This window comes from Cellulosimicrobium sp. NPDC030954 (genome assembly GCF_055571305.1).
In genome coordinates this window covers 848,466-865,094 of sequence record NZ_JBVIFN010000001.1, presented here as the reverse complement: position 1 = coordinate 865,094, position 16,629 = coordinate 848,466, and the positions used below count along the sequence as shown (strand labels likewise).

At 76.0% G+C, this 16,629-nt stretch carries 15 protein-coding genes and 1 riboswitch; of the genes, 8 read left to right on the top strand and 7 right to left on the bottom strand.

From position 1 onward, the window contains the following. Positions 1-32 precede the first annotated feature (32 nt). On the bottom strand, positions 33-806 hold the full coding sequence (locus ACZ402_RS03660; protein WP_375825760.1) for a hypothetical protein: 774 nt from the start codon (positions 804-806) through the stop codon (positions 33-35). A gap of 180 nt (positions 807-986) precedes the next feature. On the opposite strand from ACZ402_RS03660, the gene ACZ402_RS03655 reads away from it, so the two are divergent. Next, the gene (locus ACZ402_RS03655; protein ID WP_375825759.1) at positions 987-2,147 is read left to right on the top strand and encodes a glycosyltransferase family 4 protein; all 1,161 of its coding nucleotides are present in this window, start codon (positions 987-989) and stop codon (positions 2,145-2,147) included. Positions 2,148-2,151: 4 nt separating this feature from the next. On the opposite strand, the gene guaA is transcribed toward ACZ402_RS03655, so the two are convergent. Beyond that, positions 2,152-3,765, bottom strand: a complete 1,614-nt coding sequence (gene guaA, locus ACZ402_RS03650; RefSeq protein ID WP_375825758.1) for a glutamine-hydrolyzing GMP synthase — start codon at positions 3,763-3,765, stop codon at positions 2,152-2,154. A 43-nt stretch (positions 3,766-3,808) separates the two neighbouring features. Further along, entirely contained in the window at positions 3,809-4,534 is a 726-nt protein-coding gene (gene thiE / locus ACZ402_RS03645; RefSeq protein WP_375825757.1) for a thiamine phosphate synthase, read from the bottom strand. A 51-nt stretch (positions 4,535-4,585) separates the two neighbouring features. Beyond that, positions 4,586-4,665, top strand: a riboswitch (TPP riboswitch). Positions 4,666-4,669: 4 nt separating this feature from the next. Here thiE and ACZ402_RS03640 point away from each other — a divergent pair. From ACZ402_RS03640 to ACZ402_RS03630, 3 genes are read left to right on the top strand one after another with little or no spacing between them, the layout of a single operon-like run. Next, on the top strand, positions 4,670-6,055 hold the full coding sequence (locus ACZ402_RS03640) for an FAD-dependent oxidoreductase (RefSeq protein WP_375825756.1): 1,386 nt from the start codon (positions 4,670-4,672) through the stop codon (positions 6,053-6,055). 5 nt (positions 6,056-6,060) lie between these two features. Continuing rightward, positions 6,061-6,294, top strand: coding sequence for a sulfur carrier protein ThiS (gene thiS / locus ACZ402_RS03635; protein WP_375825755.1), 234 nt, complete (start codon positions 6,061-6,063; stop codon positions 6,292-6,294). 9 nt (positions 6,295-6,303) lie between these two features. Continuing rightward, complete coding sequence (locus ACZ402_RS03630; protein ID WP_375825754.1) at positions 6,304-7,149, top strand: thiazole synthase; 846 nt, start codon at positions 6,304-6,306, stop codon at positions 7,147-7,149. A gap of 23 nt (positions 7,150-7,172) precedes the next feature. On the opposite strand, the gene ACZ402_RS03625 is transcribed toward ACZ402_RS03630, so the two are convergent. Beyond that, a complete protein-coding gene (locus ACZ402_RS03625; protein WP_375825753.1) occupies positions 7,173-8,138 on the bottom strand; it encodes an alpha/beta hydrolase family protein in 966 nt (321 codons plus the stop codon). 117 nt (positions 8,139-8,255) lie between these two features. Between ACZ402_RS03625 and ACZ402_RS03620 the strand changes: the two genes are divergently transcribed. Beyond that, entirely contained in the window at positions 8,256-8,864 is a 609-nt protein-coding gene (locus ACZ402_RS03620; RefSeq protein WP_375825752.1) for a TetR/AcrR family transcriptional regulator, read from the top strand. A gap of 92 nt (positions 8,865-8,956) precedes the next feature. On the opposite strand, the gene ACZ402_RS03615 is transcribed toward ACZ402_RS03620, so the two are convergent. After that, on the bottom strand, positions 8,957-10,234 hold the full coding sequence (locus ACZ402_RS03615) for a ThiF family adenylyltransferase (RefSeq protein ID WP_375825751.1): 1,278 nt from the start codon (positions 10,232-10,234) through the stop codon (positions 8,957-8,959). Beyond that, positions 10,231-10,662, bottom strand: coding sequence for a DUF3817 domain-containing protein (locus ACZ402_RS03610; protein WP_264032042.1), 432 nt, complete (start codon positions 10,660-10,662; stop codon positions 10,231-10,233). Before ACZ402_RS03610 ends, ACZ402_RS03615 begins: the two co-directional genes overlap by 4 nt. A 124-nt stretch (positions 10,663-10,786) precedes the next feature. Between ACZ402_RS03610 and ACZ402_RS03605 the strand changes: the two genes are divergently transcribed. The 3 genes from ACZ402_RS03605 (at position 10,787) to ACZ402_RS03595 (ending at position 15,554) form a co-directional block, all read left to right on the top strand. Further along, the gene (locus ACZ402_RS03605) at positions 10,787-12,583 is read left to right on the top strand and encodes an ABC transporter transmembrane domain-containing protein (protein ID WP_375825749.1); all 1,797 of its coding nucleotides are present in this window, start codon (positions 10,787-10,789) and stop codon (positions 12,581-12,583) included. Continuing rightward, positions 12,580-14,313 (top strand): ABC transporter ATP-binding protein, encoded by a 1,734-nt coding sequence (locus ACZ402_RS03600; RefSeq protein WP_375825748.1) that lies wholly within the window; start codon positions 12,580-12,582, stop codon positions 14,311-14,313. The genes ACZ402_RS03605 and ACZ402_RS03600 overlap by 4 nt, the downstream gene beginning before the upstream one ends. 122 nt (positions 14,314-14,435) lie before the next feature. Continuing rightward, positions 14,436-15,554, top strand: coding sequence for a hypothetical protein (locus ACZ402_RS03595; RefSeq protein ID WP_375825746.1), 1,119 nt, complete (start codon positions 14,436-14,438; stop codon positions 15,552-15,554). A gap of 72 nt (positions 15,555-15,626) precedes the next feature. Here ACZ402_RS03595 and ACZ402_RS03590 read toward each other — a convergent pair whose 3' ends face one another. After that, positions 15,627-16,520 carry an SURF1 family protein gene (locus tag ACZ402_RS03590; RefSeq protein WP_375825745.1) on the bottom strand — a complete coding sequence of 298 codons (894 nt, stop codon included), beginning with the start codon at positions 16,518-16,520 and terminating at the stop codon, positions 15,627-15,629. Between the last annotated feature and the right edge of the window lie 109 nt (positions 16,521-16,629).

Here is a 16,629-nt window from a genome sequence, read left to right as displayed (position 1 = left end):
GTCCTCGGCGTCCGGACGGACGGCCGGGACGATCAGGGGGTGGGCCCGTCACCCCGGCGCTCGGGCGCGGTGCCCGTGGGTCCGGTCGCGGGCGGCGTCGTGTCCGGCGAGGTCGCGGGCGACGCGCCGGGTGCGGACGGCGTGCCCGTGCCGGGTGCGCCGGTCGGCTCGACCGGCGTCGCGGCCGCGCGGGCCTCGGCGCCGGGCGTCGAGAGCGCGGACGTGCGGCCCGGGGCCTCGACGGGACGAGTCGGTTCCGGACGGACGGGCGGGGCGGTCGGCGCGGGCTCCGCGTGCGCCGGGGCGGCGTGCCGTCCCGCGTCCGACAGGTCGCCCGACGACGTGTACGCCCCCGGCGTCTCGACCGCGACGCTCGGGCCGCCCGCGAGCCGCCGGAGCGCGATCCCGACGAGGATGAACAGGATGCCGAGCCCCATGACGAGCAGGCACACCCCGAACGCGACGACGGACGTGAAGAGCGACGCCCGGAGGAACGACGCCGTCATGACCGTCTGCCGCGTCGGGTCGTCCTGGTCGAGCTCGGCGTACGTCTGGCCGCCGCTCGCCTCGAGCGCGTGCTTGTTGATGACCTCGGCCTGCGCGTACGCGGTGAGCGGCCCGTTGACGTGGCGGCCCGCCATGAACGACGCGTCGTCCGAGACGGTGATCTCCTCGGCGGACAGCTGGTTCGCGACCACGATCCAGGTCCCGATGCCCGCGAGGAGGAGGACGATGCCGGCGATGATCGACACGAGGCCGATGCCTCGCGCCCCCTTGGCCGGCGTGACGGTGACGGTGCTCGACATGGCGCGTTCTCCCCTTCGTCAGGACCCACCTGCTGCCGCACCGCGGTCCGCGACCCGCGGGCGCGGGTCCGCCGCAGGGCGGTCGAACCACCCATACGGGACCCACGGTAGCGACGACGGCGGCCCCCCGCGCGGCGAACGCGCACCTCAGCGCCGCGCCGGGATGGGAGGATGCCGACCGTGCGCATCACCCACCTGACCGACTGCTACCTCCCCCTGCTCGGCGGGATCGAGACCCAGGTCGCGCGGCTCGCGCAGCAGCAGGCGGCGGCCGGCCACGACGTGTCCGTCGTGTGCACCACGCCCGCGCGCCCCGGCGCGCACGGCGTCTCGACCGAGCGGGACGGCGACGTCACGGTCCACCGGCTCGCGGCGCGCGTCCCGGGCGGCTACCCCGTCCACCCGCGCGCGCCCCACCACGTGGCGCGGATCCTGGGCGCGGACCGGCCCGACGTCGTGCACCTGCACATGGGCGTCCTCACCCCCTCGACGCAGGCGTCGCTGCGCACGGTGGTCCGGGCCGGGCTGCCCGCGGTGCTCACCGTGCACAGCGTGTGGGGCGGCGCCGAGCGGGCGTTCGCGGGGCTGGACCGCGTCGTGCGGTGGTCACGGTGGCCGGTGCTGTGGTCGGCGGTGAGCGAGCTGACCGCCGCTCCGCTGCGCCGCATCGTCGGCGACCACGGCGAGGTCGTGGTGCTGCACAACGGCCTCGACCTGGACGCGTGGCGCGTACCCCGCACCGAGCGCGCGGACCGCATGGAGGGCTCCGCCGTGCACGTCGTCGCCGCGACGCGGTTCGCCCCGCGCAAGCGCGTGCTGCCGCTCCTGGAGGTGGTGCGCGACGCCGTCGGGCGCCTCCCCGAGGGTGCGCTCCACGTGACGCTCGCCGGGGACGGCCCCGAGCTGGCCGACGCGCGGCGCTTCGTCGCGGAGCACGGGCTGGGGTCGGTCGTGTCGCTGCCGGGCCGCCTCGACGCGACCGGGCTCCAGCGCCTCTACGCACGGGCCGACGTGTTCGCCGCGCCCGCCGTGGAGGAGGCGTTCGGCATCGCCGCGCTGGAGGGCCAGGCCGCCGGTCTCGCGGTCCTGACGCGCTCGCAGTCGGGCGTCGCGGAACGCCTCACCGACGGCGTCGACGCGCTCCTCGCGGACGACGACGCCGGGCTCGCCGACGCGCTCGTGCGGCTCGCGACCGAGGACGGCCTGCTCGACCGGATCGTCGCGCACAACCGCGACGTGCCGTCGTCGGCGGGCTGGCCGCGCGTGCTCGCCGACGTGGAGCGCGCCTACGAACGGGCCGCGACGATCGTCGTCGATCGTCGGGCCCGTCCGTCCCGCTAGGGGGTCACTCCCACTCGATGGTGCCCGGGGGCTTGCTCGTGACGTCGAGCACGACCCGGTTGACCTCGGCCACCTCGTTGGTGATGCGCGTCGAGATGACGGACAGCACGTCGTAGGGCAGGCGCGTCCAGTCGGCCGTCATCGCGTCCTCGGACGAGACGGGGCGCAGGACGATCGGGTGGCCGTAGGTGCGGCCGTCGCCCTGGACGCCGACCGAGCGCACGTCGGCGAGCAGCACGACCGGGCACTGCCAGATCTCGTTGTCGAGACCCGCCTTCGTCAGCTCCTCGCGCGCGATCGCGTCCGCGGCGCGCAGCGTCTCGAGGCGGTCCGCCGTGACCTCGCCGACGATGCGGATGCCGAGCCCGGGGCCCGGGAACGGCTGGCGCGCGACGATCTCCTCGGGCACGCCAAGCTCGCGACCGACCGCGCGGACCTCGTCCTTGAACAGGGTGCGCAGCGGCTCGACGAGCGAGAACTGCAGGTCGTCGGGCAGACCGCCGACGTTGTGGTGGCTCTTGATGTTCGCCGCGCCCTCGCCGCCGCCCGACTCGACGACGTCCGGGTACAGCGTGCCCTGCACGAGGAACTTGACCTCGGCGCCGTGCTCGCCCGCGTCCTCGACGATCTGGCGCGCCGCGTCCTCGAACACGCGGATGAACTCGCGGCCGATGATCTTGCGCTTGGTCTCGGGGTCGCTGTGCCCGGCGAGCGCGGTGAGGAACCGCTCCTTCTCGTCGCGGATCACGAGGTTGACGCCGGTCGCCGCGACGAAGTCGCGCTCGATCTGCTCGACCTCGCCCGCGCGCATGAGCCCGTGGTCCACGTGCACGCACGTGAGCTGGTCGCCCACGGCGCGCTGCACGAGCGCGGCCGCGACCGCGGAGTCGACGCCGCCGGAGAGCGCGCAGATGACGCGCGCGTCGCCGACCTGGGCGCGGATCGCCGCGACCTGGTCCGCGATGACGTTGCCGGGCGTCCAGTCCGGGGCCAGCCCGGCGCCGTCGTACAGGAAGTGCTCCAGCACGGTCTGGCCGTGCGCGGAGTGCTTGACCTCGGGGTGCCACTGCACGCCGTAGAGGCGGCGCGTGGTGTTCTCGAACGCCGCGACGGGCGAGCCGGCCGACGTCGCGAGGACCTCGAACCCCTCGGGCGCGCGGTGCACCGCGTCGCCGTGGCTCATCCACGTGGTCTGGTTCTCCGGCGTGCCGTCGAGCAGCACGCCCGCGGCGCACACCTCGACCTCGGTCCCGCCGTACTCGCGCAGGCCCGTCTGGGCCACCTCGCCGCCGAGCGCCTTCGCCATGGCCTGGAAACCGTAGCAGATGCCCATGACGGGCACGCCGGCCTCGAACAGCGCCGGGTCGACGAACGGGGCGCCGGTCGCGTACACGGACGACGGACCACCCGAGAGGATGATCGCGACCGGGTCCTTCGCGAGCATCTGCTCGACCGTGAACGTGTGCGGCACGATCTCGGAGTAGACCTTGGCCTCGCGCACGCGGCGCGCGATGAGCTGCGCGTACTGGGCGCCGAAGTCGACGACGAGCACGGGGCGCGGGGTCGCGGCGACCTCGGCGGTGGTGGGGGTGTCGGGAGCGGTGGCGGGTGACGTCACCGCTCCAGGATAGTCGCCGCGCGGCGGGCGACCGTCACGCGTCTCAGGCGCCGGCGCGCTCGCCCGCTCGCGCGGCGGCTCGTCCTGCCACGCGCTCGCGCAGGGCGCGCGCGGCACGCTCCGGGTCCGGCGCCTGCGTGATCGCCCGCACCACGACGACGCGGTCCGCCCCGGCGTCGAGCACCGCGTCGAGCCGGTCCGGGTCCACCCCGCCGATCGCGAACCACGGCGTGCCCGGCCGCGTCGCGGCGACCGCGCGCAGCAGGTCGAGCCCGACGGCGGCACGCCCCGGCTTGGTGGGCGTCGCCCACAGCGGGCCCACGCAGAAGTAGTCGACGCCCGGGTCGGCCTCGGCCGCGGCCGCCTGCTCGGCCGAGTGCGTGGACCGGCCGAGCACGGGGTCCGGGCCCAGCAGGGCGCGCACCGCAGGCACCGGCAGGTCCCCCTGGCCCATGTGGACGACGGGCGCGCCCGCGAGCCGTGCGACGTCGGCCCGGTCGTTCACCGCCCACAGGGCGCCGTGCTCCGCCGCGACCCGCGCGACGAGCTCCTGGAGCTCGAGCTCGCGCGCCACGTCGAGCGTCTTGTCGCGCAGCTGGACCACGTCGACCCCGCCCGCGAGCGCCGCCCGCAGGAAGTCCTCGAGGTCGCCGCGCTCCTCGCGCGCGTCGGTGCACAGGTAGAGGCGCGCGTCGGCGAGGCGGGCGCGCGCGTCGTCCGGTGCCGGCACGACGGGGTGCGCGGGCGTGGCGAAGGTCTCGGTGCTCACCCGCCGGAGCCTAGCCGCGCCCGCTCCCCCGCGCGGGTACTGTGGCCGACAGCACGGGAGCCCCGCACGGGGCTGAGAGGGCGTCGGAGCCGACCGTCGAACCTGATCTGGGTCATGCCAGCGAAGGGAGCGCGCATGCACACCCCTGTCCGTCCCGAGCCCCGCCCGCCGGGAGCCGGTCCTGCCGTGCCCGACGGCGCGCGCGACGTCGTCGTCGTGGGCGGTGGGATCGTGGGGCTCGCCGTGGCGTGGCGCGCCGCGCGCGCCGGTCTGACGGTCACGGTGCTGGACCCGTCGCCGGGCGACGGCGCGACGCGCGCCGCCGCCGGCATGCTCGCCCCGGTCACGGAGGCCGACTTCGGCGAGGACGACGCGCTGCGCCTGCACCTCGCGGCCGCCGGAGCCTGGCCCGGCTTCGCCGCCGACCTGCGCGCCGCGACGGGGGCCGACGTCGGGCTGCGCACCGCAGGTACCCTCACCCTCGCGTACGACGCCGACGACCTCGCGCTGCTCCGCCGCGTCCTCGCCCTCCACGCGGCGCACGGCCTGGCCTCGCGCGAGCTCACCGTCGCCGACGCGCGCCGGCGCGAGCCGTACCTCGGCCCCCGGGTCGCGGGCGCGGCGTGGGCGCCCGCCGACCACGCGGTCGACCCCCGCGCGACGCACGCGGCGCTGCTCGGCGCGCTCGACGTCGCCCCCGGCGCGGGCTCCGGGGCGGGTGCGCCCGCGGGCGGGGACGGCCGTGCCGGGGTGCGCGCCGTCGTCGTGCGGGCGTCGGCGACGCGGCTCGCGGTCGACCCGGCCGGGCGCGTCGTGGGCGTGCACGACGACGGGGGCCGGCTCCACGCGGCCGGTGCCGTCGTCGTCGCGGCGGGCTGGGAGTCCGGCGCGCTGCTCGCGGACGTGCCAGGCGTCGTCGTACCGACGCGACCGGTCAAGGGGCAGACGCTGCGCCTCGACGCCGGGCCGGACCTCGCGCTGGAGCACGTGGTGCGCGGGGTCGTGCAGGGGCGGCCCGTGTACGTCGTGCCGCGCGACCCCGTACCCGACGGGCAGGGTCACGGCTGCGCGGGGCACCGGGAGGTCGTCGTCGGCGCGACGACCGAGGAGAACCCGGACGACCGCCGCGCGACCGCCGGCGGCGTCTTCGCCCTGCTGCGCGACGCGCGCGCCCTCCTGCCCGGGATCGACGAGGCCGCGCTCGTCGACGTGACCCCGCGTGCGCGGCCCGCGACCCCGGACAACCTGCCGCTCGTCGGCCCGACCGCCGTCCCCGGCCTGCACCTCGCGACCGGACACGGGCGCAACGGCATCCTCCTCGCGCCGCTCACCGCCGACGCGGTCGTCGCCGGCCTCACCGGCACCGCACTCCAGCCCACCGTCGCGGTCGCCCTCGCCCCGACCCGCACCGACCGCTTCGCCGAACCCGGGCTCTCTCCCCACGGCGCGCCCGACCTGGGGAACGATCCCGGGTTCGGCACCGGCCGGGCGGGCGCCTTCTCCACGACGACACCGAGGTGATTCCCGTGACCCCACCCGTTCCGACCGCGCTCGTCAACGGCGAGCCGTACCCGCTCGACGCGCCCGTGCACCTCGAGCAGCTCGTCGCGGCGCTCGTGCCCGCATACGTCGCCGACGGGACGCCGCAAGGCGTCGCCGTCGCCGTGGACGACGCCGTCGTGCCGCGCGGCTCCTGGGCGACGACCGTCGTCGCGCCCGGCGACCGCATCGAGATCGTGACCGCCGTCCAGGGCGGCTGAGGAGGACCCGTGACCACGACCGACACCACCCCGCGCCGCGCCGCGGAAGGCGACGGCCTCGCCGACGACCCGCTCGTCGTCGCCGGCACGACGATCGGCTCCCGCCTCGTCATGGGGACGGGCGGGGCGGCGAACCTGCTCACGCTCGAGGACGCGCTCGTCGCGTCGGGCACCGCGCTGACGACCGTCGCGATGCGCCGCGTCGCGGTGCGCGCGGGCGGCGATGCCAGCCCCGACGCCGGGATCTGGGCGCTGCTCGCGCGCCTCGGCATCCGCGCGCTGCCCAACACCGCCGGGTGCTTCTCGGTGCGCGAGGCCGTGCTCACCGCGCACCTCGCGCGCGAGGCGTGCGGCACCGAGTGGGTCAAGCTCGAGGTGATCGCGGACGACGTCACGCTCCTGCCCGACCCCGTCGGTCTCGTCGAGGCGGCCGAGCAGCTCGTGCGCGACGGGTTCGTCGTGCTTCCCTACACGAACGACGACCCGATCCTCGCGCGCCGGCTCGAGGACGTCGGGTGCGCCGCCGTCATGCCTCTCGGCGCGCCGATCGGCACCGGCCTCGGCATCCTCAACCCCCGCAACATCGAGGCGATCGCCACCGCGGCCCGCGTACCCGTGATCCTTGACGCGGGGATCGGGACGGCGTCGGACGCCGCGCAGGCGATGGAGCTCGGGTGCGACGGCGTCCTGCTCGCGACCGCCGTCACGCGCGCCGCCGACCCGGTCCGCATGGCGCACGCCATGCGCCTCGCCGTCGAGTCCGGCCGCCTCGCCGCCGGCGCCGGCCGCATCCCCCGCCGCGAGGGCGCCCTCGCGAGCTCGTCCCCCCAGGGCCGCCTCGACCTCGCCCTGTGACAGCGAAGCCGGGCGGCGGGGGGCTACCTGCTGTCGATCCGGCCGAGCGCCGTACCGCTCTCGGCCAGCGCCGCGGCAGCCCGCGCCCATCCGACATCAGCCGGGTCGAGCGCGCTGCGCAGATAGGCGGTGGTCAGCCGCTGCAGCACCGCGACCCGCTCGGGGTTCTCGTCGGTGGTCTCGGCCGCCTCCCAGCCCGGGATGCCGCCCAGGGAGTGCTCGGCGCCGGACAGGGTCAGCAGGTCCGTGGCTCCCGGGCTCTGGACGTAGGCGTCGGTGAACCAGTCCGGGCCACGGCTGGACATCGCCGACTGGTCGCGGTCGCCGGCCACGACGAGCGTGGGCGTGGTCAGCTCGGCGAACGAGGGGTTCATGAAGGGGAAGTGCTGCCGGGCGAACGGGTGCAGCTCGTCGCCTCCGATCCCGGTCGCTGCCAGGAGCACGCCGGCCCGCACCCGCCCGTCCGAGCGGTCCTGGCCTGGCTCGCCCGTGCCGTCGAGGACGCGGGCGCCGAGCAGCATCTGCACCGTCTGGGCGCCCCAGGAGTGCCCGACCGCGACGACCCGGCCGGGATCGACCCGTCCGACGAGGTCCGGCACGGCACGCTCGATCGTCTCGAGCTGGTCCACGGCCCGCACGAGGTCGGCGTGACGCTCGAGCCAGACCTGAGCGAAAGCGGGATGGTCGAACCCGATGCCGTCGCGGCGCGAGTCCAGGTGGGAAGGCTGCACGACGACGAACCCGCGAGAGGCCCAGAAACCTGCCAGCGGTGCGTACCCGTCGAACGACCACCCGTTGCCGTGCGAGAAGAGCAGCACCGGAAGGTCCTGCCCGGACACGGGGGCGGAGACGCGCAGGTCGAGAGGCAGCGCGCGCCCGGGTGCGTCGAGGCGCACGGGGGCGACGGAGACGACGGGGCTCCCGCCACCGACGACGTCGTCGAGATCCTGGACGACCTGCGCAGCCGTCGTCGTGGGGGTACCGCTCATGAGGGATCACCCGTCCTTTGCGTCCGAAGGCGCCGCCGAGCACAATAGAACCGGAGCGCCACTCCGGAACTATATGGAACCTCGCTCCGCTTATCAAGACCTCGACGAAAGGTCCTCATGACGTCTCCCGGAGCGGCCGGCCCGACGCCGCGGACGAAGCGCGCCGACGCGCGGCGCAACGAGCGGGCGTTGCTCGATGCCGCAGCCGCCGTCTTCGTGACCGACGGCGTGGACGCACCTGTACGACTGATCGCCGAGCGCGCCGGGGTCGGCATGGGGACGATCTATCGACACTTCCCCACGCGCGCCGCACTGGTGGCCGCGGTGTACCGGCACCAGGTCGAGGCGCTGGCCGACGCCGGACCCGAGCTCCTGCGCGACACCGAGGACCCCGGTGCCGCCCTCCGGCGATGGGTGAGCGGCTTCGTGGACTTCCTCGTGACCAAGCACGGGCTCGCCGGCGTCCTCGGGGCCGACTCGGCGGACGCGAACGCCTTGCACCGGTACTTCGTGGACCGGCTCGTCCCGGTGTGCGACGCCCTGCTCGACGCTGCGCTCGGGCCCCGGCCCCAGTGCCGGCCGAGCGGGTACATGTTCCTGCGGGGCATCGGCAACCTCTGCATCGGCGGCGATGACGACCCCCGCTACGACGCTGCCCGACTGGCTGACCTCCTGGTCGCCGGGGTGCTCGCCGCGGAGCCGCGCCACCTGCTCGACGACGACTGAACCAGCCGGGAGGACGGGACCTCCGGTCACGACGCGGGCGGGGAGCGCGCCGACCTCGCGAAAGGTCGGGAGCAGGTCGGAGGCCGGGGAACCTATTCCTCCGCGGAGGTCCCCGCGATCTCCGTGAGGAGCGCGGGGACGCCGCCGACGACGGAGCGGGCGTCGATCCCGGCGGCGCGGGCGACGTCGGCGACGCGGGCCGAGCGGGCGCCGACCGCGCACAGGACGAGCACGGTGCGGTCCGTCGGCAGGTCCGCGAGCGCCGCGGCGGCGTCGCCGCCGAGGAACGCGCCGCTCGGCACGAGCGTCGATCCCGGGACGGGGCGCACCTGCGCCTCCCAGTCCTCGCGCACGTCGAGCAGGTACGGCGCCGCGCCGTCGTCGCCGAGCAGCGCCGCGGCGTCGGGCGCGCTGACGTCGCGCTCCCCGGTCGGCGGCGCCGCGACCGGCGCCGCAGGGGCGAGCCCGCAGAACGCGGCGTACGCGTCGTCGCCCGGCAGGAGCGCGGTGACGGGGTCGCGCGTCGGGTCGGCGCGCACGGTGAGCTGGCGCCACGAGAGGTCGAGCGCGTCGTAGACGGCGAGACGGCCGAGCAGCGTCGTGCCGGCGCCGGTGACGAGCTTGATCGCCTCGGTCGCCATGACCGAGCCGACGGTCCCGCACATCGCGCCGAACACCCCGCCGGTCGCGCAGTCGGGCGCGGCACCGGGCGGCGGCGGGACGGGGAACACGTCGCGGTACGTGACGCCGCGCGCCTCGTCGTCCCCCGGGCCGACGGGAGCCGCGCCGCCCGGGAGCGGGACGTCGTCGGGCACCGCGAACCGCGGCGCGGCCCAGAAGACGCTCACCTGACCCTGGAAGCGGTAGATCGAGCCCCAGACCACGGGGACGCCGAGGACCTCGGCCGCGTCGGAGACGAGGTAGCGCGTGGGGAAGTTGTCGGCGCCGTCGAGCACGACGTCGTAGCCGCGCAGCACGTCGAGCGCAGCGTCCGCGTCGAGGCGGACCGCGTGCTCGACGACGCGCACGTGCGGGTTGACGTCGGCGATGGCGTCACGCGCGGAGTCGACCTTGCGACGGCCGACGTCGGGCCCGCCGTGGATGACCTGGCGCTGGAGGTTGGACGTGTCGACGACGTCGTCGTCGACGATGCCGATCGTGCCCACGCCCGCGGCGGCGAGGTAGAGCAGGGCGGGGCTGCCGAGGCCGCCCGCGCCGACGACGAGCACGCGCGCGGCCGCGAGGCGACGCTGGCCCTCGGGACCGACGCCGGGCAGCGCGAGGTGGCGCGCGTACCGCTCGAGCTCCGCGGTGGTCAGCTCGGGGCCGGGTGCGACGAGGGGCGCGAGCGGCACGAGGGGCGCCGTCATGACGCGTACTGCTCCTCCAGGACGGCGAGCTTGGCCTCGGCCTCGGCGTGCACCTTCTTCTCGAGGATGAACGACATGACCGGCACGACGCCCGCGAACACCATGGTCGCGAGGCGGCCCCAGCCCCAGCGCATCTTGGTCCACAGGTCGAGGACCGTCACGAGGTAGACGACGTAGATCCAGCCGTGGGCGAACGGGATCCACGACACGTACCGCATGACGTCGTCGACGTCGACGAACTGACCGACCCCGTACTTGACGAGCATCTCGACGCACAGGATGAGGAGCATCACGCCGGTGATGATCGCGAGGACCCGGTAGCGGGCGAGGGCACCGCGCGCCTTGCGGATCGCGGTGCGCGCGGCCTCCGTGCTGGGCGCTGCCGCGGCGGGCGCGTCGGTCGGGGTGGCCGGGTCCTGCGTGGTCATGGGAGAGGTCCTCGTTCCGGGCGAGACGGCCGCGGCGGTCCCTGCCGCGCGCGGTGGCGTGTGACGCGGTCGCAGCGGTTAAACCGTCGCCGCGTGTCGGACGCCGAACCTAGGGTAGAACACCGTGCGACCCCTCCCCCTCCCCGACCCGGGGACCCCCGACCTGCGCGGACCGACGCGCTACCTGCTCTGGCTGGCCCGGCGCCAGTGGACCGTGCTCACCGCCTCCGTGCTGCTCGGCCTGGCCAACTTCGCGTGCCAGGCGTTCCAGCCGTACATGCTCGGCCGTGCGCTCGACGAGGGGCTCGCGGAGGGGTTCGGGCCGGAGCTGTGGCGCTGGGCGGGTCTCCTGCTCGCGCTGGGGCTGGGCATCGTCGTCACGGGAGTGACGCAGCACCGGTTCGACATCGCGAACTGGCTGCGCTCGGCGCTCACGACGTCCCAGCTCGTGGGCGACGTCACCGCGCGCTCCGGCGACGCGATCACGGAGGAGCTGCCGACGGGCGAGGTCGTGTCGACCGTGGCGAGCGACGCCATGCGCGTCGGCCAGCTCTTCTCCATGATGGGCCAGTTCCTCGGCGCGCTCGGGGCGTACGTCGTGGTGGCCGTCATCATGCTCTCGACGTCGCTCCAGCTCGGGCTCGTCGTCGTGCTGGGCCTGCCGGTCGTGGCCGCGGTGCTGGCGCTGCTCGTGAAGCCGTTGCAGCAGCGGCAGGCCGCGCAGCGCGAGGCGCAGGGCCGGCTCACGACGCTCGGCGCGGACACGGTCTCCGGCCTGCGGATCCTGCGCGGCATCGGCGGCGAGGGCGTGTTCGTCGGCCGCTACGCGCGGCAGTCGCAGAAGGTGCGGGAGGCGGGCGTGAAGGTCGCGCACACGCAGGCCACGCTCGACGCCCTCCAGGTGCTCCTGCCGGGCCTCCTCGTCGTCCTCGTCGTCTACCTGGGCGCGACGGCGGCGCTGGCCGGCGACATCACGCCCGGCCAGCTCGTCGCGTTCTACGGGTACGCGGCCTTCCTCGGCTGGCCGCTGCAGGTCGCGACGCAGATGCTCAACATCGCGACGCGCGCACACGTCGCGTCGCGCAAGATCGTGCGCGTCCTCGCCGTCGTGCCCGCCGCGGGCGCGACGCCGGCCACGGCGCCCATGCCGCCCGAGGGCAGCCCCCTCGTCGACGAGACGAGCGGACTGGTCCTCGAGCCGGGCCGCGTCGTCGCGCTCGTGTCCGCGGACCCCGACGCGTCGGCGGCCGTCGCCACGCGCCTCGGCCGGTTCGACGACGACGCGGAGGCCGCGACGCCCGTGCGGCTCGGCGGGACGCTGCTCGCCGAGCTCGACAAGCACGCGCTGCGGCGCCGCGTCGTCGTCGCCGAGGCGACGCCCCAGCTCTTCTCGGGCGCGCTGCGCGACGAGCTCGACCCGCGGGGCACGGCGACCGAGGCCGACGTGCTCGCCGCCGTGCGGACCGCCGACGCCCACGACGTGCTCGACTCCGTCCCCGACGGCCTCGCGGGCGAGCTGCCCGAGAAGGGCCGCTCGCTCTCGGGCGGGCAGCGCCAGCGCGTCGCGCTCGCGCGCGCCCTGCTCACCGAGCCCGAGGTCCTCGTGCTCGTCGAGCCGACGAGCGCCGTCGACGCCCACACGGAGGCCCGGATCGCCGCGAGCCTCGCCGACGCCCGGCGCGGGCGCACGACGCTCGTCGTCACCGCGTCGCCGCTCGTGCTCGAGCACGTCGACGAGGTCCTGCTCCTCGAGGGCGGTCGCGTCACCGCGCGCGGCACGCACCGCGACCTCGTGGACCGCGCCCACGCGTCCGGCACCGCGCCGGACGACGACGCGGCCCGCTACCTGCGCGTCGTCGGGCGCTCGCTCGACGAGTCCCCCGTCCTCGCCCGCACCGCACCCGAAGGAGGAGAGTCGTGAAGCTCCCCGTCGCCGACGGCCCCGCCGTCCGCGCCGCCGCCGGGCGGCTCTTCGCCCGCCACCGCGGCACGTTCGTCCTGATCGCCGTGCTCCACACCCTGGCCGCCGTCGCCGGGCTCGTCGGCCCGTGGCTGCTCGGCCGCCTCGTCGACGCCGTCACCGAGGGCACGACCTCGTCCTACGTGACGACCGTCGTCGCCGTCGGCGCGGGGGCCGTCGTCGCGCAGGCCGTGCTGCGCCGGTACGCGCAGCGCCTGTCCATGGTGTTCGGCGAGACGGTGTTCGCCGAGCTGCGCGAGGACCTCGTCGAGACGGTGACCTCGCTCCCCCTGTCGACCGTCGAGCGCGCGGGCACGGGCGACCTCGTCGCCCGCACGACCAACGACGTCGACCGCATCCAGCACGCGGTGCGGTTCGGCGTGCCGCAGCTCCTCGTCGCCGTCGTGACGCTCGTGCTCACGGTCGTGGCGTCGGTCGTCGTCGCGCCGCTGGTCGCGATCGCGCTGTTCGTGGGGGTCCCGCTGCTCGTCGTCGTCTCGCGCTGGTACCTCAGGCGCGCGTCGGCGGGCTACCAGCGCGAGGCCGCCGCGTACGCGACGCTCAACGGCACCATCACGGAGAACGTGGAGGGCGCGCGCACGGTCGACGCGCTCTCCCTCACCGAGCGGCGCAAGGCCCGCGTCCGCGCCGACCTCACCGAGGCGTACGAGTCGGAGAAGTACACGCTCGGGCTGCGCACCGTGCTGTTCCCCGGCATCGACCTCGCGATCGCGATCGCGCCCGTCGCGGCGCTCGTGTGGGGCGCGTGGCTGCTGTCGCAGGGCCAGACGACGCTCGGCGCCGTCGCGACGGTGACGACGTACGCGTTCCAGCTCGCCGGCCCGGTGTGGAACCTCATCTTCTGGCTCGACGAGATCCAGGTCGCCGCGGCCTCCTACGCGCGCATCGTCGGCGTCACGCAGGTCCCCGGCGACCGCACCGCGACGGGCGACGTGCCCGACGGCGACCGGCTCGTCGCGCGCGACGTCGAGTACGCCTACCGCGAGGGCCACCCCGTGCTGCACGGCGTCTCGCTGGACCTGGAGCCGGGCGAGCGGCTCGCCGTCGTCGGTCCGTCCGGCGCGGGCAAGTCGACGCTCGGGCGCATGCTCGCGGGCATCCACCCGCCCACGGCCGGGTCGGTCCGCTCGGGCGGCGTCCGCCTCGTCGACCTGCCGCTGGAGGACCTGCGCCGCGAGGTCGCGCTCGTCACGCAGGAGCACCACGTGTTCGTCGGGACGCTCGCGGACAACCTGCGTCTCGCGAAGGTCGACGCGAGCGACGCCGAGCTGCGCGACGCGCTCGACGCCGTGGACGCGCGCGTCTGGGCGGAGACCCTGCCCGACGGCCTCGAGACGACCGTCGGCTCGGGCGGGCACGTTCTCACCCCCGCGCAGGCGCAGCAGGTCGCGCTCGCGCGGCTCGTGCTCCTCGACCCGCACACGCTCGTGCTGGACGAGGCGACGTCGCTCCTCGACCCCCGCGCGGCCCGCCACCTCGAGCGGTCGCTCGACGCCGTGCTCGCGGGCCGGACCGTCGTCGCGATCGCGCACCGCCTGCACACCGCGCACGACGCCGACCGCGTCGCCGTGGTCGACGGCGGCCGCATCAGCGAGATCGGCCCGCACGACGAGCTCGTCGCGGCGGGCGGCAACTACGCGCGCCTCTGGCACTCCTGGCAGCAGGAGTAGCCGCCCGCGAGATCGACCCCAGCGTCCCGAGATCGACCCCAGCGTCCCGAGATCGACCCTCTGAGGGTCGATCTCGGTCGCTGGGGTCGATCTCGCGGGTTCGGTTGTCCACAGACCACGGCGTGACGCCCCACGCCCCGCCCGCGTCGGCCACGCTCGGCACCATGCCGCACGACATCCCGCCGATCGACACCCTGCCCCGGGCCACCCCGGCGCGCGACGCCGCGCCCGTGGAGCCGTCCGCCCGCGACACTCCGGCGGGCCGCACGTCGTCGGACGGCCGTGCGGACGTCGCCTCCCCCGACGCCACGCCCCGGCGCCCCGGCGACGACCGACAGACCGAGCGTCCCGCCCCGCCGACGGCGACCCGCTTCTCCGAGGAGCGCCGCACGGAGCTCGCGCGCCGCACCCTGGCCGGGACCCTCGACCGCGTCCGGCGCGGCGTCTACCTCCCGCCGGTCCCGGACGACCTGAGCCCCGCGCAGCTCCGCCGCGAGCTGGTGCTGCGGCGCGTCAGCGCCGTCGCCGAGCGGCTGTCGAGCGCGTACTGGTTCAGCCACACGAGCGCCGCGCTGCTGCACGGCTGCTGGACCTGGCGGCTGGCCGACGTCGTCCACCTCACCCAGCTCCGCCCGCCCAAGGCGGCACAGACCCGCGAGCCGGCGCTCCGTCGGCACTGGACCCCGCTCCCCGTCCGGGACCGCACCCTCGTCTCCGGCCTCCCGGTCACGACGCTCGAGCGCACGGTCGTGGACTGCGCCCGCTCCCTGCCGGGAGCGCAGGCTCTGGTCGTCGCCGACTCGGCGCTGCGCGCGGGGGCCGACCCGGCGGTGCTGGCCGTCCTCCTCACGGAGGCCGCCGGGCGGCGCGGCGTCCGCAGGGCGCGCGACGTCGTCGGGCTCGCGGACGCCCGGTCGGAGTCCCCGGGCGAGTCCGTCGTGCGATGGGTCGTGCACGACGCCGGACTGCCCGCTCCCGTGCCCGGGCTCGAGGTCCCGACGTGGCGCGGGAGCCTGTGGGTCGACCTCGGGTGGCCGGAGCACCGGGTCGCGGTCGAGTTCGACGGCGCGGTCAAGTACTCCGGCGGCGACTTCGGGGACCCGCGGACACGCCTGCAGCGGGAGAAGGAGCGGCACGACGCGCTCGTCGAGGCGGGGTGGGTCGTGCTGCGCGTGGTGTGGGCGGACCTGGGCGACCCGGCGACGATCGTGCGCCGCGTCGAGCGGGCTCTTCGTCGGTGACGACTTCCGCAGGGGCGGGGTCAGCGGGTCGAGGCACGGCGCGAGGTCGACCCGTACGTCCGAGATCGGCCCTCAGGAGGTCGACGTCGGGCCGGGCGGGTCGATCTCGGCGGGGGCCGGGAGGCCGGCGATGCCACCGCCGTCGCCGCGGGTGCGGCGCTTGCCGCCCGCGGCCTCGTCGCGCACGAGGCGGATCCACAGCAGCACGGCGAAGCCGCCGAACACCCACCACTGCAGCGCGTAGAAGAGGTTCTGGAGGTTGAGACCCGTGCCGCCCTCGATCGTCGGGCGCGGGAGCTGCGCCGGGCCGCCCTCGGCCGCCGACGGCTGCTCGGGGTCGGAGGTGAGCAGCACGAGGTACCCGGAGTACATCGGCCCGCCCCACTCGTTGACGAGCGCCCCGGTCGAGATGGCGTCGGTCAGCCCGGGGGCGGAGCCGCCCTGGCCCGCGGCCTCCGAGGCCTGCAGGTAGCCCGTGAGCCGCACGACGCCGTCCGGCGGCTCGAGCGCCGCGCCCTGCTCGGGCGTCTCGACCCAGCCGCGGACCACGGGCAGCACGGGAGCGCCCGAGAGGTCGGACCACGACGCGCCCTGCGTCCCGTCGTCGGTCACGTGCAGCGGGGTGAGGACGAGGTAGCCGACGCGGCCGTCGAGCGCGCGGTCCTCCACGAGGAGCTGGCCGGCAGGGTCGTACTCCCCCTCGACCCACGCCTGGCGACCGACGAGCTCGCCCGGGAAGGAGGACTGCGGCGGGAGCAGCTCCCCGACGCCCTCCGGCCCGGCCGCCTCGAGCTCCGCGGCCTCCTGCTGCGCCGCGAGCTCGGCGCGCTGCTGGGCGCGGTCGAGCTGCCAGACGCCCAGGCGCGCGCACACCGCGGCGGCGAGGAGGAACAGCACGAGCAGGCCGACCACGCGGGGCTGGCGGGCGACCGCCCAGAACGAACGGCGGGCGGTGGGCTCGGGCACGACCCCACGGTAGCCGGGCCGCCCGCGAGAACCCGCATCGCGGGCGTCGTACCGGTCGAACCTCACACCGGCGCGGTCCGACGCGGTGCCGGGAGCGACCGGGTCCCGG

Bases quoted from the DNA above. Each gene is read 5' to 3' on its own strand.
- ACZ402_RS03660 (WP_375825760.1), bottom strand. From the start codon at position 806: ATGTCGAGCACCGTCACCGTCACGCCGGCCAAGGGGGCGCGAGGCATC.
- ACZ402_RS03615 (WP_375825751.1), bottom strand. From the start codon at position 10,234: ATGACGGCGCCCCTCGTGCCGCTCGCGCCCCTCGTCGCACCCGGCCCC.
- ACZ402_RS03625 (WP_375825753.1), bottom strand. From the start codon at position 8,138: ATGAGCGGTACCCCCACGACGACGGCTGCGCAGGTCGTCCAGGATCTC.
- ACZ402_RS03610 (WP_264032042.1), bottom strand. From the start codon at position 10,662: ATGACCACGCAGGACCCGGCCACCCCGACCGACGCGCCCGCCGCGGCA.
- ACZ402_RS03640 (WP_375825756.1), top strand. From the start codon at position 4,670: ATGCACACCCCTGTCCGTCCCGAGCCCCGCCCGCCGGGAGCCGGTCCT.
- ACZ402_RS03620 (WP_375825752.1), top strand. From the start codon at position 8,256: ATGACGTCTCCCGGAGCGGCCGGCCCGACGCCGCGGACGAAGCGCGCC.